37 protein-coding genes are annotated in these 21374 nt (G+C 38.2%); 3 read left to right on the top strand and 34 right to left on the bottom strand.

Features of this window, described 5'->3' with window-relative positions:
- Window positions 1-13: 13 nt before the first annotated feature.
- The 26 genes from C9J31_RS00665 to C9J31_RS00545 all read right to left on the bottom strand — a co-directional run bounded on the left by C9J31_RS00665 (window position 14) and on the right by C9J31_RS00545 (window position 11821).
- Window positions 14-340, bottom strand: a complete 327-nt coding sequence (locus C9J31_RS00665) for a hypothetical protein (RefSeq protein ID WP_107950918.1) — start codon at window positions 338-340, stop codon at window positions 14-16.
- 11 nt (window positions 341-351) lie between these two features.
- Window positions 352-783: a DUF1064 domain-containing protein gene (locus C9J31_RS00660; RefSeq protein WP_107950916.1), complete on the bottom strand. Its 432-nt coding sequence runs from the start codon at window positions 781-783 to the stop codon at window positions 352-354.
- Between the two features lie 74 nt (window positions 784-857).
- Window positions 858-1037 carry a helix-turn-helix transcriptional regulator gene (locus C9J31_RS00655; RefSeq protein ID WP_107950914.1) on the bottom strand — a complete coding sequence of 60 codons (180 nt, stop codon included), beginning with the start codon at window positions 1035-1037 and terminating at the stop codon, window positions 858-860.
- A gap of 8 nt (window positions 1038-1045) precedes the next feature.
- Window positions 1046-1744, bottom strand: a complete 699-nt coding sequence (locus C9J31_RS00650) for a dUTP diphosphatase (RefSeq protein ID WP_107950913.1) — start codon at window positions 1742-1744, stop codon at window positions 1046-1048.
- Window positions 1745-1947: 203 nt separating this feature from the next.
- On the bottom strand, window positions 1948-2457 hold the full coding sequence (ssb, locus tag C9J31_RS00645; RefSeq protein WP_107950911.1) for a single-stranded DNA-binding protein: 510 nt from the start codon (window positions 2455-2457) through the stop codon (window positions 1948-1950).
- A 40-nt stretch (window positions 2458-2497) separates the two neighbouring features.
- Window positions 2498-2731 carry a hypothetical protein gene (locus C9J31_RS00640; RefSeq protein ID WP_107950910.1) on the bottom strand — a complete coding sequence of 78 codons (234 nt, stop codon included), beginning with the start codon at window positions 2729-2731 and terminating at the stop codon, window positions 2498-2500.
- Window positions 2728-2916 (bottom strand): hypothetical protein, encoded by a 189-nt coding sequence (locus C9J31_RS00635; RefSeq protein WP_107950909.1) that lies wholly within the window; start codon window positions 2914-2916, stop codon window positions 2728-2730. The genes C9J31_RS00640 and C9J31_RS00635 overlap by 4 nt, the downstream gene beginning before the upstream one ends.
- The gene (locus C9J31_RS00630) at window positions 2909-3445 is read right to left on the bottom strand and encodes a hypothetical protein (protein WP_153062541.1); all 537 of its coding nucleotides are present in this window, start codon (window positions 3443-3445) and stop codon (window positions 2909-2911) included. The genes C9J31_RS00635 and C9J31_RS00630 overlap by 8 nt, the downstream gene beginning before the upstream one ends.
- A complete protein-coding gene (locus C9J31_RS00625) occupies window positions 3442-3630 on the bottom strand; it encodes a hypothetical protein (RefSeq protein ID WP_107950907.1) in 189 nt (62 codons plus the stop codon). Before C9J31_RS00625 ends, C9J31_RS00630 begins: the two co-directional genes overlap by 4 nt.
- A 37-nt stretch (window positions 3631-3667) precedes the next feature.
- Window positions 3668-4681, bottom strand: coding sequence for a DnaA ATPase domain-containing protein (locus tag C9J31_RS00620; RefSeq protein ID WP_153062540.1), 1014 nt, complete (start codon window positions 4679-4681; stop codon window positions 3668-3670).
- Window positions 4584-5480 (bottom strand): phage replisome organizer N-terminal domain-containing protein, encoded by an 897-nt coding sequence (locus tag C9J31_RS00615; protein ID WP_107950903.1) that lies wholly within the window; start codon window positions 5478-5480, stop codon window positions 4584-4586. The genes C9J31_RS00620 and C9J31_RS00615 overlap by 98 nt, the downstream gene beginning before the upstream one ends.
- A gap of 22 nt (window positions 5481-5502) precedes the next feature.
- Window positions 5503-5706 carry a hypothetical protein gene (locus C9J31_RS00610; protein WP_107950901.1) on the bottom strand — a complete coding sequence of 68 codons (204 nt, stop codon included), beginning with the start codon at window positions 5704-5706 and terminating at the stop codon, window positions 5503-5505.
- On the bottom strand, window positions 5699-5965 hold the full coding sequence (locus tag C9J31_RS00605) for a hypothetical protein (protein WP_107950899.1): 267 nt from the start codon (window positions 5963-5965) through the stop codon (window positions 5699-5701). The genes C9J31_RS00610 and C9J31_RS00605 overlap by 8 nt, the downstream gene beginning before the upstream one ends.
- Before the next feature lie 63 nt (window positions 5966-6028).
- Window positions 6029-6739 (bottom strand): hypothetical protein, encoded by a 711-nt coding sequence (locus C9J31_RS00600; protein WP_107950897.1) that lies wholly within the window; start codon window positions 6737-6739, stop codon window positions 6029-6031.
- 58 nt (window positions 6740-6797) lie between these two features.
- Window positions 6798-7085: a hypothetical protein gene (locus tag C9J31_RS00595; RefSeq protein WP_107950895.1), complete on the bottom strand. Its 288-nt coding sequence runs from the start codon at window positions 7083-7085 to the stop codon at window positions 6798-6800.
- A 184-nt stretch (window positions 7086-7269) separates the two neighbouring features.
- The gene (locus tag C9J31_RS00590) at window positions 7270-7953 is read right to left on the bottom strand and encodes an ERF family protein (RefSeq protein WP_107950893.1); all 684 of its coding nucleotides are present in this window, start codon (window positions 7951-7953) and stop codon (window positions 7270-7272) included.
- Window positions 7953-8519 carry a host-nuclease inhibitor Gam family protein gene (locus C9J31_RS00585; protein ID WP_193767138.1) on the bottom strand — a complete coding sequence of 189 codons (567 nt, stop codon included), beginning with the start codon at window positions 8517-8519 and terminating at the stop codon, window positions 7953-7955. Before C9J31_RS00585 ends, C9J31_RS00590 begins: the two co-directional genes overlap by 1 nt.
- 104 nt (window positions 8520-8623) lie before the next feature.
- Entirely contained in the window at window positions 8624-8902 is a 279-nt protein-coding gene (locus tag C9J31_RS00580) for a YqaI family protein (protein WP_107950889.1), read from the bottom strand.
- Window positions 8899-9108, bottom strand: coding sequence for a hypothetical protein (locus tag C9J31_RS00575; protein ID WP_107950887.1), 210 nt, complete (start codon window positions 9106-9108; stop codon window positions 8899-8901). Before C9J31_RS00575 ends, C9J31_RS00580 begins: the two co-directional genes overlap by 4 nt.
- Before the next feature lie 301 nt (window positions 9109-9409).
- Window positions 9410-9544, bottom strand: coding sequence for a hypothetical protein (locus C9J31_RS23905; protein ID WP_274520192.1), 135 nt, complete (start codon window positions 9542-9544; stop codon window positions 9410-9412).
- Window positions 9528-9782 (bottom strand): hypothetical protein, encoded by a 255-nt coding sequence (locus tag C9J31_RS00570; RefSeq protein WP_107950885.1) that lies wholly within the window; start codon window positions 9780-9782, stop codon window positions 9528-9530. The genes C9J31_RS23905 and C9J31_RS00570 overlap by 17 nt, the downstream gene beginning before the upstream one ends.
- A complete protein-coding gene (locus C9J31_RS00565) occupies window positions 9770-10063 on the bottom strand; it encodes a helix-turn-helix domain-containing protein (protein WP_193767137.1) in 294 nt (97 codons plus the stop codon). The genes C9J31_RS00570 and C9J31_RS00565 overlap by 13 nt, the downstream gene beginning before the upstream one ends.
- Window positions 10064-10213: 150 nt before the next feature.
- Window positions 10214-10510, bottom strand: a complete 297-nt coding sequence (locus tag C9J31_RS00560; protein WP_107950882.1) for a hypothetical protein — start codon at window positions 10508-10510, stop codon at window positions 10214-10216.
- 20 nt (window positions 10511-10530) lie between these two features.
- On the bottom strand, window positions 10531-10776 hold the full coding sequence (locus C9J31_RS00555) for a hypothetical protein (RefSeq protein WP_107950880.1): 246 nt from the start codon (window positions 10774-10776) through the stop codon (window positions 10531-10533).
- Window positions 10776-11531, bottom strand: coding sequence for a Rha family transcriptional regulator (locus C9J31_RS00550; RefSeq protein ID WP_202973813.1), 756 nt, complete (start codon window positions 11529-11531; stop codon window positions 10776-10778). The genes C9J31_RS00555 and C9J31_RS00550 overlap by 1 nt, the downstream gene beginning before the upstream one ends.
- Window positions 11532-11602: 71 nt before the next feature.
- A complete protein-coding gene (locus C9J31_RS00545; protein ID WP_107950877.1) occupies window positions 11603-11821 on the bottom strand; it encodes a helix-turn-helix domain-containing protein in 219 nt (72 codons plus the stop codon).
- A gap of 144 nt (window positions 11822-11965) precedes the next feature.
- On the opposite strand from C9J31_RS00545, the gene C9J31_RS00540 reads away from it, so the two are divergent.
- The 3 genes from C9J31_RS00540 to C9J31_RS00530 all read left to right on the top strand — a co-directional run bounded on the left by C9J31_RS00540 (window position 11966) and on the right by C9J31_RS00530 (window position 14182).
- On the top strand, window positions 11966-12367 hold the full coding sequence (locus C9J31_RS00540) for a helix-turn-helix domain-containing protein (RefSeq protein WP_107950875.1): 402 nt from the start codon (window positions 11966-11968) through the stop codon (window positions 12365-12367).
- Between the two features lie 106 nt (window positions 12368-12473).
- A complete protein-coding gene (locus tag C9J31_RS00535; RefSeq protein WP_107950873.1) occupies window positions 12474-12962 on the top strand; it encodes an ImmA/IrrE family metallo-endopeptidase in 489 nt (162 codons plus the stop codon).
- A gap of 20 nt (window positions 12963-12982) precedes the next feature.
- A complete protein-coding gene (locus tag C9J31_RS00530; RefSeq protein ID WP_107950871.1) occupies window positions 12983-14182 on the top strand; it encodes a site-specific integrase in 1200 nt (399 codons plus the stop codon).
- A 331-nt stretch (window positions 14183-14513) separates the two neighbouring features.
- Here the strand turns inward: C9J31_RS00530 and dusB are convergent, their stop codons facing one another.
- From dusB to cysK, 8 genes are all read right to left on the bottom strand, one after another.
- Entirely contained in the window at window positions 14514-15554 is a 1041-nt protein-coding gene (dusB, locus tag C9J31_RS00525) for a tRNA dihydrouridine synthase DusB (protein ID WP_107950869.1), read from the bottom strand.
- Window positions 15555-15718: 164 nt separating this feature from the next.
- Complete coding sequence (gene folK / locus C9J31_RS00520) at window positions 15719-16240, bottom strand: 2-amino-4-hydroxy-6-hydroxymethyldihydropteridine diphosphokinase (protein ID WP_107950867.1); 522 nt, start codon at window positions 16238-16240, stop codon at window positions 15719-15721.
- Window positions 16237-16605 (bottom strand): dihydroneopterin aldolase, encoded by a 369-nt coding sequence (gene folB / locus C9J31_RS00515; RefSeq protein ID WP_054768436.1) that lies wholly within the window; start codon window positions 16603-16605, stop codon window positions 16237-16239. Before folB ends, folK begins: the two co-directional genes overlap by 4 nt.
- A complete protein-coding gene (folP, locus tag C9J31_RS00510; RefSeq protein ID WP_107950865.1) occupies window positions 16605-17459 on the bottom strand; it encodes a dihydropteroate synthase in 855 nt (284 codons plus the stop codon). Before folP ends, folB begins: the two co-directional genes overlap by 1 nt.
- A 13-nt stretch (window positions 17460-17472) precedes the next feature.
- Window positions 17473-18312: an aminodeoxychorismate lyase gene (gene pabC / locus C9J31_RS00505; RefSeq protein ID WP_107950863.1), complete on the bottom strand. Its 840-nt coding sequence runs from the start codon at window positions 18310-18312 to the stop codon at window positions 17473-17475.
- Window positions 18313-18894 (bottom strand): aminodeoxychorismate/anthranilate synthase component II, encoded by a 582-nt coding sequence (gene pabA, locus C9J31_RS00500; protein WP_107950861.1) that lies wholly within the window; start codon window positions 18892-18894, stop codon window positions 18313-18315.
- Window positions 18891-20270 (bottom strand): anthranilate synthase component I family protein, encoded by a 1380-nt coding sequence (locus tag C9J31_RS00495; protein WP_107951001.1) that lies wholly within the window; start codon window positions 20268-20270, stop codon window positions 18891-18893. The genes pabA and C9J31_RS00495 overlap by 4 nt, the downstream gene beginning before the upstream one ends.
- A gap of 158 nt (window positions 20271-20428) precedes the next feature.
- Window positions 20429-21358, bottom strand: a complete 930-nt coding sequence (cysK, locus tag C9J31_RS00490) for a cysteine synthase A (protein WP_054768434.1) — start codon at window positions 21356-21358, stop codon at window positions 20429-20431.
- Between the last annotated feature and the right edge of the window lie 16 nt (window positions 21359-21374).

The following is a 21374-nucleotide window of genomic DNA, read 5'->3' as shown; positions in this document are numbered from 1 at the left end:
TGCAAAATATCTTTCAACTAACCATTTTCTCTTTCCATAACAACCCTGATTCTTTATTCTTTTTAAATCCTTCAAACCAATCATCATAATCACCATCTAACCTCTTACCAATTAACCCGTGCTTCCTTGGCTTTATTACACCTAGCAACTCCAAATCCATAGCGATAAGAGCTGCACTAACCTTATGAATATTCAACTTTCGATAAATCAGATTGATAGAGAAATCAGCTTCCCACATACCAATGAATTTTTCGATTTGTGTATGCGTGAAATCCAGTTGCACCATTTCGTGTTCTTGTTGAGAGAATAAGATGTATCTGCCTTTAACTTTCTTGAGCATTCGATAGTCACCTACCCATTAATTAATTGTTTATTTTTCAGGTCTTTACGTGCTTTCCTAGCCTTTTTAAGTTCATCGTGAGTTATCCAACCACCATCAATCTTTGAGTACGTTAAAAGCTTTAATTCGTGCGGATAACGATATTCAAATAACTTCTTTCGTAATTCGAATTGCTGCGTAACCATTCCCTTAATATCAACCACTTCTGTGTGACCGTCTGCATAATGAACTGTAAAGTCAGCACTATAACCGATTTCTCGAAATTTCTTGCCGTTCTTCTCAAACTTCGGCAATAGTACGAATCTTGGTTGTAATTCAATGGAGGCCACAACTCCTTGTGCTTGTAGGTGTTTCAAGTAATCATAATATTTCGCTTCCATTGCTGAATCAAATTCAATTCCATCACGTATAACCTTTTTGTTGCCGTATTTAGCTTTACTCATGTTTGCCCTCCTGTTAGCACTCTTAGAAGTCTGCTGATAAAACTTGATAGTGTTGTTCTACCAGCAGCGTGTATTTAATCCTCAAGTTTAATGAGTTGTAATCTGTTATTTACTTCGCTTTTCGAACGTCCTTGATAAGCTTTAGATTGGTAAAACCTAATTGTTGATGGTTTTACACCACGGTCTTGAGCTATCTCCCTCACTGTTCCTATAGCAACCATCTGTTCACCTTTGTAAAGTGCGTATTCTTTCACGTTGCACCTCAGTAACCAGTGTCTTGTCTCAAATGATTTATTTTGTTTTTTTCATAATAGCTTTCTTCGATTTGCTCCCATGTGAAACCAAAGCCATTCATACCGATGTTTAAGAACAAAATCCAAGCTGTTCTAAAGCAACATTCGTTATTTAAATATCCAAATGTCTCTTTACACTTAGTTTCTTCTTCCTCTGTAAATTTTCTGATGTATGCCATGCTTAAGAAGTAATCCATTTCCAAGAACCAACTTGTTAAATCACCATCAAATTCATCTGGATCAAGTTGTTCCTCATATACCCAAAGCGTGTCTTCCCAGCCTTTTTGATTAGCGATAGAGACAAAGAAGTGAACAACATCGACGTATTCTTCGAGCGACGGATTTCTTTCACCGATTTCACCCGTACCATTACATTCTTCACATTTCATGAATTCATGTTTAGTGCCCGATTCCGCATCTTCCTGGACCATTTCATAATTCTCATCACCTGTACCTTGGCACATTACACAAAGACAAATGACTGCTGTTCTCGGCTCCTGATCATTACTCCAATGTTTAAACCAACGTCCTTCGTTAGCAAACTCAGCTAATTCAACTTTTAAGGCTAAAAATGTGTTGGCTACTAAATCCTTGCCCTCTAGCCCTTTTTCTTTTATGATTCTCGCATCCAACTCTTTTTGTGCATCGATAATATTTTGCAAACTCATACACTCACCCTGCCTATTTTCATTTTTTGTCTGTATACAAGAACTTGGTACCCGTACTGTTCATCGAAATGTTTTACATCGCTAGCAGCGTACCAACCCTTCGATGCGTCTATGTTAAATAGTTTATTAAGTTCAGCCATTGTTCGAGCTTTGATAATCTTTTTATCAACGTTGCCCATAGCAATCACCTCTATATTCAATTTTTAGAAAGGCAAATCTGATTCATCAACCTCAATTGGTGCCTTCGAATTTGCAAACGGATCTTCATCCACCCTTGTATAACTTAGCGGTTTATTTTGACCGCCATATTGCCCTTGTGAACCGCCTTGATACGTTCCACCTGTATTTGTACTAGATTGATAGTTTGGCGCTCCCTGAGAGCTTCCTGTGCTGTTTTTTGACTCTAAGAATTGGATGCTGTCGGCTACAACATCAGTAGTGTATATACGTTTGCCAGCCTGCCCCTCGTAGCTACCTGTTTGGATTTTGCCCTCCAAACCAATTAAGTTACCTTTCTTCATGAAGTTTGCTAGGTGCTCGGCTTGTTTACGCCAAGCTACACAGCTAATGAAGTCTGCCTGCTTTTCTTCGCCCTCTTTGCTGAATGTGCGATTAACTGCCACTGTAAACCGACATGATGCAATTCCATTGGGGGTATAGCGTAATTCTGGATCTTTTGTAAGTCGGCCAACTAATACGACACGATTGATCATGCTGTTTCCTCCTGAATAAACTTCAATAAATCTTGTTTCATCACATCAAAAGCATTTGTATGTCCAACAACTTGAAAGGCGGCTTGCCATCTAACATTTCATTCATAGAACTTTTGTAATACTGACACTTCTTAATGCCTTCACCTTCTCGTAGTTCAAGACCATTTACGTATCTACCAGAAACACCTAAGTAGATAAAATATTTGATTGATGGATGGCCTGCATAGCGATTGTGTATGATGTCGCCTTTACGAAACTTAATCTCTCTACTCATGCAGCCATCGCCCCTTCCATTTTCATAATGAGATAATCCGTAGCCTCATCAGCATCTTTCAGCCCTATTAAAGCTCTTAACTGATCCAATCGTTTGTACGCCATAATCTCGTTGTATTTGCCACCGAAACGTTGGTGTTGACCAAGGTATAGAATGATTTGATCGATTAGAAATTGTTCATTCATGAGCATCACCGCCTAGTGCCTGACGTGCGATTTCGTAAGTAGATGTTTCCCAACCTTCCATGATTGGTGCTTCGGCTTCCATGATTTTTGTTAGTGCCTCACGTAACCGTTCATTTTCTAAAGCTGTTTCAGCACCGATATTGTGTAACCTGCTATGCTCGTGGTCGTACCATGTAATTGATTTTTGTAGTTGTTCAATTTCTTTTTTCTGTTCACACAATTTACTATCTGTTTCAATTTCAATCACCTGTAAACGTTCGATTTCTTTTTGTAAACTAGACTCACGTTTAAACCATCGGTCTCTATCAGCTTTTAATCGTTCAACCTCTGCAACAAGCGCTTGCACATCTTCTCGTGCATGAGCTATAAATTCGGCATCGTAGTCGAATAAATACGTTGCAATAGGCGGAATAGGATTTTCACCTACAACCACGTAATCGCCATCAAATGAAGCTCGCATTTCCCATGGTCCTTCTGTTGTGTTTTTTGTTCGTTCTTTAATAGCATCAAACTGTTTTTGATCCATCACTCATTCACCCCCACCAATTTTTCAAAAGCCACACGGTCCTTTGTTGCCAAAGCTGTATCGATGGCGTTAGCTATGTTAAATGCTTCGAGTTCACTCATAAGCTTGTCCATTTCAATTTCATGTTGCTCTCTTTCAAGTTTTTTAGCTGCCTCTGTAAAATCGTTAATAAGATTCCTAAGATCCATCCCTTCACCCTCCAATCAAGGGGCTGTGCGCCCCTCTTTATCCAAATAAAATATGTTCCAGTGATTCATTCTCACGTTTTGCTTCTTCGTCACGTATCGATTCTTCTGGCATGATGACCTCATAGCACATCTTTTTCACACGACTTTTCACACGGCCAGCTTTATATAAATTGTCGATGTCATCCTGCATGATGTTCGATGTGATCAAGGTGATATTCTTTTGCTCCATGCGGTAATCAAGAATCTTAGTGAGTAGCTCTTCCATGTAATCTGTATTATTTTCAACTGCAAAGTCATCAATGATTAACACATCAGCTTCTTTAAATGCTCGGAGCACTTCATGTTCAGATGATTCATTCTTTTTGAATGTCTTACGGACCTGTAGTGAAATATCAGCAGCTTTTATAAAAACCACGTTCAAGTCATACAAATTGATTAATGCATTCGCAATACTTGAAGCAATACGTGTTTTACCCGAACCTTTAATTTCGCTGTAGAAGTAAAGGCCTTTGCCTGCGGCTTTCATTTGTTCGTAATTAGCAACATAGTTAGCAGCGCTTTTTCTAGCAAGCTTGGCTGCTGTACGATCTACTTCACTTTGGTATATATCCGTTTTAAAATCGTTTAGCATGACGCCTTTAAAAATGGTTGGAATGCCCGACAAGTCAAGTTTTTTAGCAATCTCTTGTTCTTTTATCTTCTGTTGGTAGCACTCACAAGGTTTTTGCCATTCAGGATTTTTAGTAACTTCTTTGAGTTGTTTGTTCAACTCGTTCGCTTTAGTGTTGTCATCACTTTGTTCTGCTGCATATATCTCCTGTTGCAACCGACGCTTTTCATTAAAGTAATAGTCAGGATTCATCTTTTTGTGGTAGTCAACAAACCAACGGAAGCCACTACCATCACACAGACTTTTAGGACATTTATCGCTAGGTGTTGTAATACAAGTGATATTATCCAAGTCCAGCGAGTTTAGCGCGTCTTTCCTGTTCTGCTCGATTTGCGGATTTTTTTGCATCATCTGTTGTAGTGTTGTGCTGATTGCCTCCAAGTTGCTGCGCCTCCTTTTTAGCTAATAGTTCGATAGATGTTACACCTTCATGTTTCCAGTTGCGTAATGTGCCTAAAGCGTATTTTTCTTTAGCTTTTACACGACCATCTGCTAGTGATCTGTTAAATGCTTCGATAATTAAATCAGCATCGTTGTAAGTTTCTAAGTAGAAATTAATGTCCTCTCTTAATTGCTCACTTGGGAAACGGTTCAATCTTGTTGTAAAGAAAGTAAATAATTTTTGAGATGAAACGGACGACTGACTAACTGTTTGTTGTATGTCTTTCTCTTTATCTATATCTAAGTCTTTATCTAGTCTTGTCTTAGTCTGTTCTGTTTCGTTACTTTGCGTTACTGTAACGTTACATGTATCGTTATCATCGTTTTTTGGTAACGGTAAAGCTTGTTCAGCTTTCTTTTTCTCACGATGTTTCGCAACCCTAGCAGCCGTTTGAAGTCTGATTTTCTCCATTCCATCAACGTTTTGGTGCTTCTCCCAGTTGTGAATACGGATGATTTCATTTTCATCGACTTCTACCATGCCGTATCTCTTAAATGCCTCTAAAGCCAATCTGACAGTATTTAATGGACGGTCAAATATAACGGCCATTTCTTCAACATTCATTGGGATGTTTTCACTTAACATGATGTAACCATTGCAATTTGCTTTGCCCGCAGCTGCCAACAACTTCACCCAAATGACTAAGATTGTATCGCCCTCTGGTAGCTTCTCAATCAAACGGATTTTAGTGTTATCAAACATGTCTGTACGTAGCTTAATCCAAGTGATTTCAGCCATTTGCCCTCGCCCCTCCTAAATGCTATTCCTCAACTTTTTGGTAATCGTATACATCGATGTCATCAACCTCTGCATTACGACTTACTTCATACCAATCAATTGCAGCATCTAAAATTTCATTTTGTTTCCTCTCACTTAGCGCCTCCCATTGTTCTTCTGTATACGGAACCTCAACTGAATAACCAGCTCTCAATGTAGCTATACCTTCAACTTTTAATTTAGACATGTTTCTCATCCTCCTGACCTTTGTATGGTTGTACAATAACCTCGTCAAAATGCTTTAGTTCATATTCGTAATCGTTATAAGAAGCAACTAGTTCTACCACTTCGGCAGTACGGATTATAAGGTTTGTTTTGTCAGGTTCCGCATGTTCTATTTCCATGCAGTGTTTTAAAGTTCTTATCAAATTTTCACGGGTACGTTCTATCCATTTCAGCCTTTCGTATTCTCCTATTGGCATTGTTACTGTTATCGGGTTTTCCATATCTAGCCCTCCATATTCGCAATATTCAAATTTTTAGTCACAGACTTATTCAGGAAATCCACATTAATCGTATTCAGGATTAGATACTTCTAAATCGCAATTCTCTTCATCAATAACAAGTTTTGCACCACTCGCATAAATTTTGAATAATGTTTCTTCCAGCCCACTTAGACCTTTCATAACAGCTTTGATGTCAAATTCATCAATTGAGCGATTTCTTCCAAAATCTTTCTCATTGATTTTGATCGAGTAAACTTTACCACTTTCATCTACATGCAATCTGTATTTGCAATCATATTCACTAATATCTTCTCTTGCGTCTAAAGCAATCCACCATGCTCCGTAAGGCTTGTCTATGTGAAGCGTCATTTCATGGCTTTCTTCATAACCTAGTTCATCTAAATCTTCAATTTCCTCTTTTAACTCTTTAACAATTTCTGATAATTTGTACTCTCGTTTCGAGTCAGATAACAGACCTTCAATTTGATTCTTTATTTTGGCAACGCCTTGGTTTGTAATCTCATCATCTAATTTGTCCTTAATAGCCTGTAAAATTAAATGATTGTATGTTGGTAAATTTAAATCATCAAAATTAATTTGTAGTGCTTCTTTAGCTTTAGATTTAAGGTCTTTAGAAAAGTCACTCCAACTTCCAAATAAGTCTTTAACAACATCATTTACAGTTGATTCTACGTGTTTATCAACAATCTCCTGAACCTTTCCTTCTGATTGCATTTTCGCTAAACTATCCATCACCATTTTATTTAAGTCCATTTAATTCTCCCTCTTTCGTTTTAAGGTATAAAAATCATCTTGCCTGTTGCCTCTGCTACTACTTAGCCAACAGATAATACAAACCATCTCTCGGGTCCCATACCACGCCTGATAACTTCAATTGGTTATAGGAACGTTTGAAAATATAGTCAATGTTCTCTCCAACCTTCAAGGTCCCATCAGCTTCAAGATGTTTATTAGGTATCCAAACGTTCTGATTTGTACCATTCAACGTGAATCTTTTTGCTTTAGCATGTTTATAAGCCCTTTGAATAACTTGTAATGGGATGCCTTTGTAATACTGAACTTTTAAATTTAGTTTTTGATCTTGTCTATATCGGTTCACTGTTGCCCTCCTATAAAAGCCCTTGCTCCCTCTCACAGACCGCGAAACTACCACTAACCTTCAACACCCTATAGTTTGGGTATCTAGTCATGTATCGAAGCACCAAGCGTCTAATTTCGTCGTTATCCTTCGCCTGCTCGAATATCCAAGCAGGCAGAAGGACTTTGTGTGGTACGTTATTCATTTATACCGCCTGTGGTGGCATTTTTTGTTGTGCTTGCTGTTGAGCCGCAGCAACTTGCATCATGCCAATACCTTCTCGAATAGCAACATCAGTTTTTTCACTATCCACCAGCCATTGAATGTAAGACATATCCTCTCGCCATATTTGTCCAAGTGTTTTACCTTTATGCTTACCAAAGGCCAATTGAATAGCTCCGGCCTCTTGTGGGTTTGTCGGCATTTGAATATTGCTACGATATGGTTGTTGATTTTGTTGTTGTGCTTGGCTACTTTGCTGTGAGTGTTCGTCATGAATTGCACCGTTACCATCGTCATCTTCATCTGATGTAATCCCAAATAACGCTGACAACGAGTAACGTTTCAAATAAGTAATAACCGAACCAGCACCCTGTGCATCTTGTTTAGCAGGAGTAGCGAATATTGGTTCTGATTCAATCCACTCACCTGATTCATGCATAAGTAGGGTTGTCACTCCTACACGTCCATTTGGGTCATTTAAAGGGAATTGGATGAACGATAATCCATATTCTCCGGAAGTCGCTGTAATGGCTTCTACGACGTTTTCTAAAGGTACATATTTAGATTTAAAGAAAGGGTTGTCCTTGTCTTTAAGAGGCTGTTTTACCTTTGCTTGAAACTGCGATAACGCTTTAGCTAACGCTGCGATTGATTCCGACTTTTTCATTAGTCATCCACCTCCACTTTAAATGTTGTCGTTCGAGGTTTTACTGTTACCCCTGGTACAACTTGTCCATTTTCATCCACTACAATTTCCTCATTACCTTGTTGGACTACCTTTAATGTTTTTTTGAGTTCGCCCCACTGTAATTTTCGAGAGGTATTTACTTCTACGTAAGGCAATTTATTAGCCACTACATAATTGAATAAAGCTTCATCGTCTAGCCTTTCTGGCTGTGCTTCGTTCGTTATGGATCGCACCTTACCGTATGGAGTCACAATACTTTTTCGTTCAGAATCGTTTGTTAGAACATGTGAATGGTATTCAATTATTTTTTGTTCAAAGATTGTAATATCACTAACCAAACCAGTACTTTCCCTTTTCTCCCAAGCATTAATGCGCTCTCGTTCTGCATCAGCCAATGATTTAATTTCATTCAATTTTGCATTGGCTGCATTGATTTTTCGTAATACCCAATTCAGTCCATCAATATCCTTAATGACGAATATCTGTTTTTCTTGTGGTTGCATTTCATTAAGTTCGTATAATTCGATTTCCTGTAATCGGTTCATTGAAATCCTCCTTTGCATTTGTATTTATGAGGCCCATGCGTTATAATCTAAGAAATATTTAGGTCATGGGCCACAATCAATCCTTTCCGTTGCACCGGATAGGATTATTTTTTTGTATGAGCAAAACCATAATGCTCCTCCACGTAAGCTATAACCTCTGAATCAGACATATCGTAAGTTGAATCATCCCTATATCCAGCAACCAAGTAATCACTGATGTTGTCGATGTGTACTATTGCATCACCGATTTCAAAATAAATTTCACTACAAGCTATGAAACTCCCAAAATCGTCGTACATATCAAATGAAATAGTAGGTTCATATGAAGGTACTGGATACTCAATGCGACCAAGTACAATCGGATTTTCTACAAGTAAGTTCACGCAATCGCCTCCATCTGTTTACGTAATACTTCAGCGTATGAAGCTGTTACATAAGATGTGAAGCGAACATTATCTTCAACTGCTACTAGCGTGAGTATGATTCCGTTAAACTCGCTGATGATGTCGTACTCACTAAATCGTTCTTCAAATACGTCCGTTTCAATACGGATTTCTTTCATCTTGTGCTTAAATGGTGCAACGCTCATGTTCTCACCTTCTTTCTGATGGCATAACCACCAATCTACTTACAACACGTCATGGCGTTGGCTATTGCTGTCGCTCAGGGCTTAAATTTACCCGTCTTGGCGTACTCCGCTCGGTTTATATAAGTAGATTGCTAGTCCCATCAAGCAGCTTGTAAATTCCTTAGAGGAAACGGCTAACCAACCATTTACAAACTGCTTGACGAGAGCGAGTTTCGACTCGCAAACGTCGTAATTTGTGTTATAATAGATTTGTATATGTTGTATCCGCTGTTTAATCGTTGCATCCGATTAAGCAGCTTTTTTATTGCCAACATGTGACAATCACTGGCACTCCGATAACTATCGTTGTTATCAACGCACCGATACAAAATTTCTTGTGTGACTCTGATACATCTTCTTCCGGTAAGTAAAAATAGTTATCAAGCCATTTCCACAACCTTATTCACCACCTTCGCTAATATCCCATCTTTATTAAGAGCTTCAACAGTTGCCCATAACCCTTTTTGTCTATGAAGTGTTTCTAGTTGTATCAACGAATTATGTAGGTCTTGTTCTAGTTGTTTTGCTATGTTGATTTGACCTTTGCGTGTAAGCATTCTGATTTCAGTAGTTAGATCATCGACACAAGTTATTTCTCTACTAATCTGTTGGTTTAATTTTTCTAAAGCATCCAATTGAAAAATCCTCCTATAAACATTGGTACTGTTTGTGATAAGTGTGTAATAACATTTGCTATTTCCATTCCAAACATCATTGCTGTTCCAGCAAGCTCCGAATTGGTAATTTTCAACCATGAAGCGAAGGTGAAAATATCTATTGTCTTTCTGCCACTTTCTAATTTGCTGATAGCTGATTGTGTACTATCTAATCGCTCCGCCATTTCCTCCTGAGTAATATTTGCATCGATGCGGAATTTCTTTAGCATCTTTCCGACTTTCGCAAAATCTGTAACCATATTTCTTTGCCCCTTTATTCCAATTTCGAATATATTCATTAATCGAATACTAATTTCTACCAAGTTAACTTAATATAGTGATAAGAGGTTGATTTGCCCCAACCTCTTACTAGATTGGTAGTTTGACGAGGCCATTTGCCCTGGCCTCTCCTAGCTTGCTCTTAACTTATTAATTGATTGAACCTGATTCGTATTTTGTTCAATCCATTCAAAAACTAAATCTCTTGGATACCTTCCGTGTATGTGTTCAAACTTAGGGAAGGTTTCAATCTTGGTTAATTTATAAATTGCATTACGTTCACACTGAAATATTTCGCAAAGGTGCTCTTGTCTCAACATGTGAGGGTATTTGTTGATCGAAATATTTTTAAAAACTCGTTCAATTTCTTCGCGTATAATTAGTCGTATTTTTTCGAAAATATTAGATATGAAATTTGGGTCAAACATAATAACCCTCCTGTCTTTATTTAAATTGCAAACTCGTTATCACCACGTTTTAGCTGGTCACTTGTATACTGAAGAACGGCGATGATTTCATCTAGTTCCTCGTAATCAAGCGAGATTGTTACACCAGGTTTTTCTTCATAATTATTTTTTGAAGTTTCTTGTACTTCATTTAATTCAACCAGCGCAAGAGCGTTATCTTTATTGATATCAACAGAAATACCAAATGATTCAGTTAATAGTGTTTGTTTTCTTAGTAGCTCTAACATTAAGCTCCCAACCCTTCTGCGTTTATTGAATACTTGATAGCCATTTCTTTAACGACTGCTAGGTAGATTTCAGTTAATCGTGCATCGTCAGCAATAACATCAAGTTTTGTTACTTTATCCAACTTAGATTTAGTAATTCCGTTTAAAGCCATTTCTTTTCTACGGTTACTTAAGCGAATATCGAGCTTGCAACGACCTCGTTCTTCTAAAATTTGATAACTTTCATTGCGAACATTTCGGTATGCCTCGAATCCACCGCGTGAAAGAGCTATCTTATTAATGAGATTCGTAACCTTCTTGCGCCATTCAGTCGGGTTAAGTGCGATAATTTCAGCAATATTGTCTTGCTTTGTTTCTAATTGCAATTGTTTTTCTTCTACAGCATTTAAACGGCGTTCTTGTTCAACACCTTGCTGTGCCATCATGGCTATTAATTCGGCAGTTGTTGGTTGCATTAGTTGCCGTTCCATCTCGTTGAATGCTTGGATATATGCAAGTTTGAATTGGATAGCTTTTTGGCCGGTGAAACCCATTGCTAATAAAGTAAAACCATCACGATTCATATAAAACATGCGATATTGTTGTTTATTTTGTGGATGTTCATAGGTGCCTTCGCGGAAGTAATTATGGGCTTCCTCATTTTTGAGGAGACCCTCAATTTCACGCAAAACATTGTCGTGACGTTTTTCGAATGATTCTGCAACTTGTAACGATGTAGTTACAGCTTGTCTATTTTGAATGATTACTAGATTCATGATAAAACCTCCAGTTTTTGATTTTTTCCAATATCTGATAAATTAGCAGCAGATTGGTGATATAAGGATGTTCAAGCCGTCATTTGTGCATTTTTTGCACAGATTTCACTAAAAAAAATCGTCCAGTCTATGCCTAAAACTTTTCCTATTGCTTGTGCAACTTTTACACTTGGACGTAGACCATTTTCTATTTTTGTATAATATGAACGTTCTATACCGATTAACACAGCTACTTGTTCATGTGATAAATCAAGTATCTTTCGTTGTTTCTTTAAAACTTCAGGAAACATATCAGTACCTCCTTTGTGCATTTCTTACACATAGTATATCGTGCATTTTTTGCACAGTCAATACTTTTTGTGTAGTTTTTTCACAAATTATTTATTGTGCAAAAAATTCACTTATAATATAAACAATAGAAAGGAGCGTACTGCATGAAATATGGCGAGGTATTAAAAAAGCTACGAACAGAAAAAGGTTTATCTCAAAAAGAACTAACTGAACGCCTTATGATAAATAGATCAACATATGCTCGTTATGAAACATCATCTACTCAACCTGACTTTGATACTTTAAGTAAATTAGCTGACTTTTATAATGTATCTGTGGATTACCTTTTAGGTAGAACTGCTAATAGGGAAGCTTTACATACACAAGCTGGCATCTCAGATGATGATTACAACAATCTGAGTGCATACCAAAAGGAAGTTATTGATTTCTTTTTAAATAGAGAAGATTTGTTCTTTAAAAACCAACCTGAAAATTTACTTGATGCATTAGAACAATTTGAAGTTTTCTACGAAGTATTAAAACGACAACAAGAAAATAAGAAGTGATTTTACATTCTTATGTAGACTTTCCAGACATTTTAAAATTCGCCTTTTCAGTGGTGGATTTTTTTGTTACTATAAACAGAACATACGTTTGCAAAAGAGGGATACTATGACTTTTGTTTATACTCACTTAGAAGATTACATTAGAGACCTTTATATAAGTATTGGTGTAACTAGGCCAGAACATTTAGATTTAAAAATAATCGCAACGCGCCTTGGATTTTCTTTATTCTTTTCACCATTTGATTCAACCAATATTGGTAATGTAATTTTTATAGACACTAGATTATCAAGAGAGGAACAGTGGCAGGAGTTTGGTCATGAACTATGTCACGGAACTCAACACTCTGGTAATCAAGCAAAATCCCCTCCTTTGTTTAGGGAGTATCAAGAGTGGAAAGCTAACAATTTTATGTATCACGCATGTGTTCCAACATTTATGCTAAATAAAATTGTTCTACCTTCAAACAAAGAAAAAGCTATTTTCTTAATACAGAAAACTTTTAATGTTGAATACTGGTTTGCTGAAAAACGATTAGACCAGTATTTAAATAACCATTTTCAATCAGCAAATATAAATATAAGAATATACAGTTAGTTAATAATGGAGGAGATTGTATGGCTTCTATTCAAAAATATGAATTACAGAATGGGAAAGAACGGTGGATGTATGTAATTGAAAATGGTACAAATCCCACTACTGGAAAACGAGAACGTATTGTTAAAAGAGGTTTTCTAAAAGAAAAAGATGCTGTTAAAGCTGCTAGAGCTATGGAATACGAAATAGATAAATGGAATTTAGATTTTAAAAATAAAGCAACCTTTCGTAATCTAGGAGAAGAATGGTTTGAACGTTATGTAAAAAGTGGCGTAAAAAACAGTACTATCCGTTCGAAGGATTACCATTTAGATAAACTTTTTGAAGGTTTTGGACATGTTAAAGTTCAAAATCTAACTCAGGACGTTTATCAAAAATTCCTTTTTAAACTGCATGAGGAGTTATCTTATAACACTTTGACAAATGTTCATGGCACCGCTAAACAAGTATTCAAATACGCACGAGAGAAGAAAATCATACTAGATGACCCTACAGAATTTACAATTGTTCCAAAACGTATAAAAACTGTCGAAGAAATTGAAAACGAGGCCATCACCGATACATACTTTGAAAAACATGAATTAAAGGCTTTTTTAGACGTTTGTTATCAGAGTGGTAAAATAGGTGATTATGTATTTTTCAACACGTTAGCATGGACAGGGATGCGCCCAGGAGAGGCGTTAGCATTAAAGTGGTCTGATATAGATTTTGAACAAGGCACCATCAACATCACAAAGACACTTTATAATCCGAAGAATAAATTCGATCAATTCGAACTGACACCACCTAAAACCGAAGGATCCATTCGTAAAATCGATATAGAAGAAGAACTTGTTGCTTTGTTAATTGGTCATCAGTTAAACCAAAAAAAGATTAAAACCATTCACGAAAGACATTATAAAGATTTTGATTTCGTTTTCTCACGTCTTTATGGTGAATTCATGGGGTATCCTTGGTATTTAAGAATCGTTAACAGGCATATGAAGTTGATATTGAATAAAATGCAGAATTTTAATAAACAACTAACACCCCATTCGTTTCGACATACTCATACTTCACTTTTGGCCGAAATTGATGTACCGTTAGAATTAATAATGGATCGATTAGGTCATGATGATGAAGATACAACTAAAAAAATATATCTACATGTTACTCAAGATAGAAAAAAAGAAGCCTCAGAAAAATTTGGCAAATTGATGAGAGAACTTCAAAAAACATGATTTTTTCAGGTTTCGGCATCATTTGGGCATCATTTAGTAAATTTAAAGCCCGAGACCCTTTGATAAATAAGGGGTCTCGGGCTTTTTGTCCGCGTTTACGTCCATAATATTTCTATTGTACACAATTTTAATGCTGTATTCATCTGTTTCGGTTTAATTTCTATAAGAGCCTAAATGATTTAATAATTCAAATAATTGATATTCTCGATAAGTCTAGTGAGCTTAACTCTAAAAGTTTACATTAATTTTTTGAAAGAAGCACCTATCAGTCTTCTTTTATCACTGTCATTTAAAAAGGAGGCATCTCAAATAGAGGTGCCTCCTTTTACTTTTATAGAATCATTTCTTTCGCTGTTGGTATTAGAAGATTAGACTCGCGTTCCTCATATTCCTGCACCAGTTCGTTTAATAGGGCACGAAGTGCTACAGCTGTTTCTGTTTGGTTAATAGCATTACGTGCTTTACCGTTACCACGAATACCTTTCAAGTACCATGATGCATGCTTGCGCATTTCACGTACGGCTACACTTTCACCTTTTAATTGCATAAGACGTTCGAAGTGCAGTAGACACACATCAATTTTTTCTCGTACACCTGGCTCTTCTTTTAATTCACCTGATTCCAGATACTGCACTGTACGATAAATCATCCATGGATTTCCTAAAGCAGCACGACCAATCATTACTGCGTCTACTCCAGTAGTTTCAAGCATACGCTTCGCATCTTGCGGTGTTTCCACATCGCCATTTCCTAGCACGGGAATCGAGACGTTTTCTTTTACCTGGCGAATAATGTCCCAATTCGCTTTACCTTCGTACATTTGAACACGTGTACGACCATGCACTGCTATGGCTGATGCACCAGCACGTTCTACAGCTTGTGCGTTTTCAACAGCAAATATATGTTGGTCATCCCAACCAATTCGCATTTTTACACTAACCGGTTTTTTTACCGCATCTACAACAGCTGCTACCATCTCGTATATTTTATTTGGATCTAAAAGTAATCGAGCACCCGCTTCACATTTAATGATTTTATTAACAGGGCATCCCATATTAATATCAATAATATCCGCTGTTGTATTCTCGTCTACATACTTTGCCGCTTCTACTAATGTTGCTTTATCTCCACCAAAGATTTGCAAAGATAGGGGGTTTTCACGTTCATCGATATATAGCATGCCCAATGTTTTTTCGTTCTTTTGGACAATTCCTTTATCACTAATCATTTCAGCATATACAAGCCCTGCTCCAAATTCCTTAACTGTTAATCGGAAAGCAGAGTTACAAATTCCGGCCATTGGTGCTAAAACGACGCGGTTGTCCATGACAATATCGCCGATTTGGAATGGCTTCTCAGTTGTCTGACTCAACGTTGATTTCCTCCTTCAGTGGGTTCTCGCCCTACAATTCCTAAAATATCTATTATTAATGCTTATGTCATTATGCTTTAAATCCACTGATGGTTCCGTTTATCCTAAGGTTCACCATTGTTATCACACCGTTTATAACAAGTTTATCTTGTAGGTTATGGGATCTACTTAACGGAATACAAGATATTGTGCTCTAGTGATTCTTTCCATAAAGTTACGCCTTCTTTTTCACAATTCAACTGACTCAACGCTTCATGTGCTAGCTGTAATTGTTCACCGATTGGTGTAGGCGTGATTTCTATCAGTGGTACTAACACGAAAGCTCGTTCATACATTCTTGGATGTGGAACAATTAAGCTCTCTGTTTCAATATTTTCGTGATTATAGAGTAAGATGTCAAGGTCAATGATTCGAGGACCCCAACGAAATTCCCGAACACGCCCTAGTTCGTTTTCAACTGACTGGCAAACTTCCAACATTTCAGAAGAAGAATAACTCGTTTTAATATACACAGCAATATTTAAAAAATCTGCTTGATCTGTAAACCCTACAGCTGCTGTTTCATAAATAGAAGAAATACGGACAAGCTCAATTTCCTTTTTATCCATTAAAAGCTGAACTGCATGTTGAAGATTTTCATAACGTTCACCAATATTGGTACCAATTGATAAATAGACATGATTCATCGAAAATCACCTCGCGTCACTTCAACAGATACCTCTTTATAATAGCCATGTATCGGCGGATCCGGCTTAATAAGTTCAACGCGAACACCTTTTACTTTATCTGGGTATGCCTGTAGTATAGTGTTTGCAATTTTTGAGACAAGCGCTTCAATTAACTTAAAAGGTTCACCCTCTACAATATCACGACAAATCGCATATACCTCCGCATAATTCACTGTATATACTAAATCATCCGTTTCACCAGCTCTTGTCATATCAACCGCGAGTGAGACATTAGCACGGAAGCGCTGACCAAGCGTTGTTTCCGCCGCTAACACACCATGATAGCCGTAAAACTGCATGTCCTTTAAATGAATATAATCCATTAAGCTTCCTCCTCGTATAATCGTTTACCAACTAACACGTCAGCCATATACGTAGCACGCGCCATTTCCTTCACATCGTGCACACGGATCATATGACAACCCTTCTCAATGCCGTAAACAACTGTTGCACCGGTACCTTCTAAACGCTGCTCAACTGGAAGCTTCAACACATTACCAATCATTGACTTACGCGATGTAGCCAGTAACACAGGATAACCCATTGCCACTAAATCCACTAAATGTTGCATCATTTTAATATTTTGAGTCGTCGTTTTGGCAAAGCCAATGCCTGGATCTAAAATAATGTGGGCGTCAGGTACACCAGCCTTCTTGGCAATCGTAATACTTTCCTCTAAGTCTGCCTTGGCTGTTGCCCAAAAATCTGTGCCATAGTTCTGGTTTTCACGATTATGCATTAAAATGATAGGCACGTTTAGTTGTGCTGCCACTTGGGCGATCTCAGGCTCTGCCTTAGCACCCCAAATATCGTTAATGATATGTGCACCTGCTTCAATCGCTGCGCGTGCTACATTCGCTTTGTACGTATCCACTGAAATAATTGCTGGTACTTCCGCAAGCAATGCTTGAATAACCGGTACAATGCGTGCAATTTCATCTTCATCGGAAATACGCTCATATCCAGGCCTTGTGGATTCACCACCCACATCAATAATTTTAGCTCCTTCAGCTACCATTTTCTTCGCTTGGGCGACAGCTGATGCGACGTTATTGTACATGCCTCCATCTGAAAAAGAATCAGGCGTGACATTTAAAATCCCCATAACAAACGTTTCCCTAGTATAGTCTAAAGTAATTCCGTTAATCGTTAATGGACTTTTATATTTTTCTAGCATATCGATACTCCTTTTATCCCTGTTCCAATTCCTTTACGAACGCTTCATGTAAACGCAAATAAATAGGTCCTTTGTTACCAAGTAGCTGTGCGTTCTCTATTGCACGAATTGGAACAAGCTCTTGCACGGAATTTGTAACAAAGCATTCAGTTCCTTGCACTAGCTCCTCTTTCGTAAAAAGCCCTACCTGCACTTCTATACCAAGAGACTGTGCTCGCTCTATTACCCATGTCCGTGTAATCCCAGGTAAAATGCCTGTCTCTAAGGAAGGCGTATATAGTATATCATCTTTTACCCAAAAAACATTTGACGTTACACCTTCAGCCACATAGCCAGCATCCGTTAAAAAAAAACCTTCTTGGTCAGCCAAAGATGGCATTTCAAAGCGCCCTAAAATGTTATTGCCATAATGATGTGACTTCACACGAATACCACATTCGGGTGTATTACGACGTGTTTCTAACCACTGGGCTATTTTTTCCGTTCCACGTGAGGTATCCTGTAACTCCTTACGAAAGACGATTACGTTCGGCTTCCTATACTCCGTCGGCTGTAAACCAATTCCATGATCTCCAGCTGACACATTTATACGAAAATAACCATCTTGTCCACCAGCCTGCAAATTCAATTGCTCAATTACTGTGAGTAAATCGTCCTCTGTATAGGACATATAAATACGGTATTGCGCAAGAGTTGCCTGTAACCTTTTTAAATGTGCCTCCCAACAAAATACTTTCCCGTTGTATGTGCGAAACGTCTCAAAAAAACCAAGCCCATATAAAAATCCGTGATCAAGTGGGGAAATTTGTAAGTCCTTTGCAGCAATATAGTCTCCATTCATCCAACACAGCATCTATTTTACTCCCTCTACGTACAGTGCTATAAAATGGCGTAGCAGTTTTTTTCCCTGCTCAGTCATAATAGATTCAGGATGATATTGAACCCCTTCAATTGCATACTCCTTATGACGAATACCCATAATTTCACCTTCTGTTGTCCACGCCGTCACTTCAAAGCATTCTGGTAATGTTTCCTTCTCTACAATAAGCGAGTGATAGCGAGTTGCTTGAAATGGATTCGGCATACCTGTATGAAGGCCAAGCTCAGCATGCAATACAGGAGACGTTTTGCCATGCATTAATCGCTCAGCACGGATAACATTGCCACCAAAAACTTGTGCAATTGCTTGATGACCCAGACAAACCCCTAAAATCGGGATATTTCCCGCGAAATATTTGATGATATTTAAGCTTTCTCCAGCTTCATCTGGACTACATGGTCCCGGGGAAATAACAATCATATCAGGGGCAAGCTGTTCAATATCTTCCACCGTTAACACATCATTTCGCTTGACGATTAGTTCATGCCCAAACTCTCCAAAATACTGTACAAGGTTATACGTAAAAGAATCATAGTTATCAATCATTAAAATCATTTTGCTCGCTCCTCTGCCATCGCCTTTGCCTGCCACATCGCTTTCGCCTTATTTAAAGACTCTTGGTACTCCCTTTCTGGGATAGAATCAATTACTATACCCGCACCTGCTTGAATATGGGCTACACCGTCTTGGATAAAGGCTGTTCGTATCACAATATTAAACTCCATATCACCTGTATAGCCTAGCCAGCCAATCGACCCTGTATATAATCCTCGACGCACCGGCTCTAATTCCTCAATTATTTCCATCGTACGTATTTTAGGTGCCCCTGTAATGGTGCCACCCGGGAACATGGCACGAACTACATCAGCATTAGTTTTGCCATCAGCTATTTCACCCCGAACATTAGAAACAATATGCATAACATGTGAATAGCGTTCAATAACCATGAACTCATCTACCTCAACAGTTCCATAGGCTGCTACTCGTCCTAAATCATTACGTTCTAAATCGACAAGCATCACATGCTCAGCGCGTTCCTTCTCGTTATCAATTAATTCCTGTGCCAATGCTAAGTCTTGCTCTTGTGATTTACCTCTTGGGCGCGTTCCTGCGATTGGGCGCGTTGATAATTCTTTTCCGTGGCGTTTCACTAGCAGCTCTGGTGAACCGGATACAACAGCAAAATCAGCCCCTGCAATGTAAGCCATATAAGGTGAAGGATTAAATGCACGTAATGCCTCATATACATCCATAGCTGTAGCATTTAATTTTTTTGATTGACGTACAGACAAATTCACCTGAAATACATCGCCCTGTGCGATATATGTTTGGATTTTGCTTACCGCCGTTTCAAAATCAGTCCCTGCAAAAGACACCAGTAGTTCACTCTCATCGTTCACAACCTCTACTGCACCGGCCTTTTCAAACTTGCGTGCAGCAAAACCTTCTTGTGCCGCTACCTGCCATGCATGTGCACGCTCCTCCAAATTCACATCACTGCCTTCTAGCTTCATAAGGGTAACACTGTTTGTAGTTACATCATGTACTGCCCAGCAATCAAAAAGATAAAAGTATATGTCTGGCACAGCCAAATCATCTGCCGCTATGTCAGGCAACACTTCGATTTTGCGTGCATAATCATAAGAAACGAAACCAATTGCTCCCCCCTGAAAAACAGGGAGCTTAACATTATAAGGAATTTGATAGCTAGCTACTAATTCTTCTAGTAAAGTAAGAGGTTCACCGTATAAAACTTCGTTATTTCCATTTCTCCATCTTACTTGCAAGCCATTTTCAATCGACTGTACTGTTGCTAATGGTTGCCAAGCAGCGATGCTAAAATGTCCTCCACGCCCACTCTCTAAAAAAACATGTGCCTGCTGTTCTTCCGTTTGCTTTTTATAGCTATAAAAAAATGCGTCTGCATCCATCGTCAATGTTGTCGTATGTAATGTACTCACGTTGCAACTCCCCTTTAAATCATATGATGTGATTCCATCTTAACGTGAAATATGCAAGAGAAGCTAATTTTTTTTGCTAAATGAAAAACGAGACTCCAATTAATGGAGTCTCGTGATAAAAAGTGAGATTAGTCTTCGAATTGATATAAAGGAGTTGATAAGTAACGTTCACCGTTTGAAGGAACGATTGCAAGGACGTTTGAACCTTTTCCTAAACGTTTAGCCGTTTCAACAGCAGCGTAGATAGCTGCACCTGAAGATATACCACATAAGATACCTTCTTCACGAGCTACTTTGCGAGCTACATCAAAAGCAATTTCGTTTTCTACAGGAAATACTGAAGAATAAACATCTGTATCTAATACTTCAGGTACGAAGCCAGCACCAATTCCTTGGATTTTGTGTGGACCCGGTTGTCCGCCTGATAGCACTGGAGAATCCTTTGGTTCAACGGCAATAATTTCGATGTCTGGGTATTTTTCTTTTAATACGTCGCCAGCACCTGTGATTGTACCACCTGTACCAACACCCGCTACAAATGCATCCAATTTTAAACCTTCGAATGCTTCTACGATTTCAGGACCTGTTGTTAAACGGTGAACAACAGCATTTGCTGGGTTTGTGAATTGTTGTGGGAGGAAGTAGCCATGCTCAGCTGATAATTCTTCTGCTTTTGCAATTGCCCCTTTCATTCCTGCTGGTCCTGGTGTTAACACAAGGTCTGCACCATAAGCACGCAATAAATTACGACGCTCTAAACTCATAGTCTCTGGCATAACTAGAATCGCTTTATAGCCTTTTGCCGCAGCGATCATTGCTAAACCAATCCCTGTATTACCTGAAGTTGGTTCAATAATCGTGCCACCAGCTTTTAAAGTACCATCTTTTTCAGCAGCTTCGATCATTGCTAAAGCTAAACGGTCTTTTACTGAACTACCTGGGTTAAAATATTCTAATTTTACGTATACTGTACCTTCATTTTCACTTGTTGCATGATTTAATTTTACGATTGGCGTTTTACCAACTAATTCAGCTATTGAGTTTGCTAATTTACTCATTAATTATTCCACTCCC

The sequence above is a fragment of the Lysinibacillus parviboronicapiens genome (genome assembly GCF_003049605.2).
GTDB lineage: Bacteria > Bacillota > Bacilli > Bacillales_A > Planococcaceae > Lysinibacillus > Lysinibacillus parviboronicapiens.
Note: the sequence above shows the minus strand (reverse complement) of the source record. Positions and strands in the feature narration are given on the sequence as shown.

Coding starts and splice junctions, on each gene's coding strand:
- folB (WP_054768436.1), bottom strand. CDS start 16,605: ATGGATTATATTCATTTAAAGGACATGCAGTTTTACGGCTATCATGGT.
- cysK (WP_054768434.1), bottom strand. CDS start 21,358: ATGAGTAAATTAGCAAACTCAATAGCTGAATTAGTTGGTAAAACGCCA.
- C9J31_RS00625 (WP_107950907.1), bottom strand. CDS start 3,630: ATGGATCTTAGGAATCTTATTAACGATTTTACAGAGGCAGCTAAAAAA.
- C9J31_RS00550 (WP_202973813.1), bottom strand. CDS start 11,531: ATGAATCTAGTAATCATTCAAAATAGACAAGCTGTAACTACATCGTTA.
- C9J31_RS00640 (WP_107950910.1), bottom strand. CDS start 2,731: ATGAGTAGAGAGATTAAGTTTCGTAAAGGCGACATCATACACAATCGC.
- C9J31_RS00650 (WP_107950913.1), bottom strand. CDS start 1,744: ATGAGTTTGCAAAATATTATCGATGCACAAAAAGAGTTGGATGCGAGA.
- folP (WP_107950865.1), bottom strand. CDS start 17,459: ATGCTAGAAAAATATAAAAGTCCATTAACGATTAACGGAATTACTTTA.
- pabC (WP_107950863.1), bottom strand. CDS start 18,312: ATGCTGTGTTGGATGAATGGAGACTATATTGCTGCAAAGGACTTACAA.
- C9J31_RS00665 (WP_107950918.1), bottom strand. CDS start 340: ATGCTCAAGAAAGTTAAAGGCAGATACATCTTATTCTCTCAACAAGAA.
- C9J31_RS00600 (WP_107950897.1), bottom strand. CDS start 6,739: ATGGACTTAAATAAAATGGTGATGGATAGTTTAGCGAAAATGCAATCA.
- C9J31_RS00555 (WP_107950880.1), bottom strand. CDS start 10,776: ATGTTAGAGCTACTAAGAAAACAAACACTATTAACTGAATCATTTGGT.
- C9J31_RS00560 (WP_107950882.1), bottom strand. CDS start 10,510: ATGTTTGACCCAAATTTCATATCTAATATTTTCGAAAAAATACGACTA.
- C9J31_RS00565 (WP_193767137.1), bottom strand. CDS start 10,063: ATGGTTACAGATTTTGCGAAAGTCGGAAAGATGCTAAAGAAATTCCGC.
- folK (WP_107950867.1), bottom strand. CDS start 16,240: ATGAATCATGTCTATTTATCAATTGGTACCAATATTGGTGAACGTTAT.
- C9J31_RS00635 (WP_107950909.1), bottom strand. CDS start 2,916: ATGAATGAACAATTTCTAATCGATCAAATCATTCTATACCTTGGTCAA.
- C9J31_RS00575 (WP_107950887.1), bottom strand. CDS start 9,108: ATGAGCGTTGCACCATTTAAGCACAAGATGAAAGAAATCCGTATTGAA.
- C9J31_RS00590 (WP_107950893.1), bottom strand. CDS start 7,953: ATGAAAAAGTCGGAATCAATCGCAGCGTTAGCTAAAGCGTTATCGCAG.
- C9J31_RS00535 (WP_107950873.1), top strand. CDS start 12,474: ATGACTTTTGTTTATACTCACTTAGAAGATTACATTAGAGACCTTTAT.
- pabA (WP_107950861.1), bottom strand. CDS start 18,894: ATGATTTTAATGATTGATAACTATGATTCTTTTACGTATAACCTTGTA.
- C9J31_RS00660 (WP_107950916.1), bottom strand. CDS start 783: ATGAGTAAAGCTAAATACGGCAACAAAAAGGTTATACGTGATGGAATT.
- C9J31_RS00545 (WP_107950877.1), bottom strand. CDS start 11,821: ATGTTTCCTGAAGTTTTAAAGAAACAACGAAAGATACTTGATTTATCA.
- C9J31_RS00605 (WP_107950899.1), bottom strand. CDS start 5,965: ATGGAAAACCCGATAACAGTAACAATGCCAATAGGAGAATACGAAAGG.
- C9J31_RS00540 (WP_107950875.1), top strand. CDS start 11,966: ATGAAATATGGCGAGGTATTAAAAAAGCTACGAACAGAAAAAGGTTTA.
- ssb (WP_107950911.1), bottom strand. CDS start 2,457: ATGATCAATCGTGTCGTATTAGTTGGCCGACTTACAAAAGATCCAGAA.
- C9J31_RS00530 (WP_107950871.1), top strand. CDS start 12,983: ATGGCTTCTATTCAAAAATATGAATTACAGAATGGGAAAGAACGGTGG.
- C9J31_RS00495 (WP_107951001.1), bottom strand. CDS start 20,270: ATGGATGCAGACGCATTTTTTTATAGCTATAAAAAGCAAACGGAAGAA.
- C9J31_RS00615 (WP_107950903.1), bottom strand. CDS start 5,480: ATGGCTGAAATCACTTGGATTAAGCTACGTACAGACATGTTTGATAAC.
- C9J31_RS00585 (WP_193767138.1), bottom strand. CDS start 8,519: ATGAACCGATTACAGGAAATCGAATTATACGAACTTAATGAAATGCAA.
- C9J31_RS00610 (WP_107950901.1), bottom strand. CDS start 5,706: ATGTCTAAATTAAAAGTTGAAGGTATAGCTACATTGAGAGCTGGTTAT.